The sequence below is a fragment of the Shimwellia pseudoproteus genome, from assembly GCF_016415625.1.
GTDB lineage: Bacteria > Pseudomonadota > Gammaproteobacteria > Enterobacterales > Enterobacteriaceae > Shimwellia > Shimwellia pseudoproteus.
The window spans coordinates 1-1,984 of the sequence record NZ_WBXP01000108.1; the positions used below are offsets into that span (position 1 = coordinate 1).

Below are 1,984 nucleotides of genomic sequence, written 5' to 3' on the forward strand. Positions count from 1 at the left end.
GACGAAAGCAGGTATGCCTGAAAGTGTGCGTATTGCCTGAAAACACAACCCGCTACGGGGGAGACTTACCCGAAATCTGATTTATTCAACAAAGCCATATGGATCCTGACGGCCCAAAGCACATGGCGGCTACCGATAACAGGCACATTCCCCACCAGGCACGAATACGGGCATTGAGATTGACAATAACAGGTGTGCTGCCTTTATATTTTTCAATAATTATCCCGGCCACACTGGCAAGGATGAGTAATCCAAACAAGCCCACCAGCAGAAAAATCAGCGCGTCATCCTGAAAATTCATGATTTGAGTTCCTCAAGGGCATGTCTGGCACGTTGTAAAAAAACCGTTTTATCTTCCCCCTCCTGCAATGGGTTAACAGGCTCACCAAAAGTGGCAGTACACAGCACAGGCACCACCAGATAGGTGCCCTTCGGCAGTACGCGATTAAGGTTCTCCAGATAAACCGGCACAAGTTGTACCCCGGGATTCATCCGCGCCAGATGCCAGAGGCCGCTTTTGAAAGGGGAAATATCATTACCATTACCCCGGGTACCTTCAGGAAAGATAATTAACGACTGTGCATTACTCAGCGCGTTATTCATTAATGCTAATGCATCACCAGACTGGCTATTGTCCTCTTTATCGGCATTGCGCTTAATTAATACTGTATTAAAAATACGTTGCGCCACATAACGGCGTATGGGTGTCTTCATCCAGTAGTCCGCCGCCGCAACCGGCCGCACACGGGGCCGTAACTGCGGGGGCATACTGGCCCAAATCACGATGCCATCAAGATGGCTGGTATGATTTGCATAATAAATACGTAGCTGATTGTCCTCCGGCAGTGGGGAAAGCCAGCTGGCGCGAACGCCGGTAAGTAAGCGGCACAGGCGAATTAAAAATCCGGCCGCCAGCCTGCTGTCCAGTGAGGGCTTAACGGTATTATTCATCGCCCGCCTCCGGTACCATGGCAGCATTATTTAACTGTTCAATAATGTATTGCCCTCGCCGCCAGCAGGTAATCGCAGCACCAACACTAATCACTACCAGACCAATAAATAACAGCGCTTGACCGTAGAGTACCGGCAGGAAAATTGCCGCGAGACTACAAACAAAAAGAGTAGCCATACGATGCTGTTTCGCCATTGGCCCGGCAAAAGATTGCACCAGCCCACAGTTTCCCCCCAACAGGCGCAGGTATGCCGTCATCAGCGCCATTAATGCCGTGATCCATCCCAGCGTTCCCGCATACGGCAAATCAATCAGCCCATGCCCAACGCCAATAAAAATCAGGGTATCTGAAACCCGATCAGGTAATTCGTTATATACCGGCCCGGCAGGCGTGGCCAGGCCGCCCTCAATAGCCACCATGCCGTCTAAAAGATTGCACAGTAACCGTCCCTGAATCAGTATCGCCGCCAGGAATAAAATACTGCCCCGAATAACCTCCCCGGAATAATGATATGCAAACAAAAAACAAACGCTGGAAAACAGCCCACATCCAATGCTGGCCAGTGAAATTTGGTTCGGCGTTATGCCTTTATTTTTCAGCCATACGGCACAGTGCTTTGCCCATGGTTTTTCACGCGTCGCCACTGGACGACGCGTATTAACATTGAAAGTCATAGATTCGCTCTCACTCGTCGTGATAGTTACTGAATAAAAACCCTGAGGGATTTATTTTTATTCGGCGGTTATAAAGACAGTTATGAAAATATCTTTAGGGGGGATATAAATAATGCGACCAGATATTAATGGCACAATACCGCTGCCCGGGCGGGGTCAAGCCGGATAAGCCCGGCGAGCAATGTGTCTATTTCTGGCTGGAGCCGGGTTTTATCCGCGTCACTGCGCGCAGCCCTGGCGCGCAGTAATTTTAGCCTGCGGGCGGCTTTGTTGAATAAATCAGATTTCGGGTAAGTCTCCCCCGTAGCGGGTTGTGTTTTCAGGCAATACGCACACTTTCAGGCATACCTGCTTTCG

3 protein-coding genes are annotated in these 1,984 nt (G+C 49.8%); all 3 read right to left on the reverse strand.

The features are described from left to right. Window positions 1-85: 85 nt before the first annotated feature. The 3 genes from F9C28_RS19905 to F9C28_RS19915 are packed head-to-tail and all read right to left on the reverse strand — an operon-like array spanning window position 86 to window position 1,474. Window positions 86-301 (reverse strand): hypothetical protein, encoded by a 216-nt coding sequence (locus F9C28_RS19905; protein ID WP_199016965.1) that lies wholly within the window; start codon window positions 299-301, stop codon window positions 86-88. Further along, window positions 298-951 carry a lysophospholipid acyltransferase family protein gene (locus F9C28_RS19910; protein ID WP_199016966.1) on the reverse strand — a complete coding sequence of 218 codons (654 nt, stop codon included), beginning with the start codon at window positions 949-951 and terminating at the stop codon, window positions 298-300. Before F9C28_RS19910 ends, F9C28_RS19905 begins: the two co-directional genes overlap by 4 nt. Continuing rightward, the gene (locus tag F9C28_RS19915; protein WP_233149204.1) at window positions 944-1,474 is read right to left on the reverse strand and encodes a CDP-alcohol phosphatidyltransferase family protein; all 531 of its coding nucleotides are present in this window, start codon (window positions 1,472-1,474) and stop codon (window positions 944-946) included. The genes F9C28_RS19910 and F9C28_RS19915 overlap by 8 nt, the downstream gene beginning before the upstream one ends. Window positions 1,475-1,984: the final 510 nt, after the last annotated feature.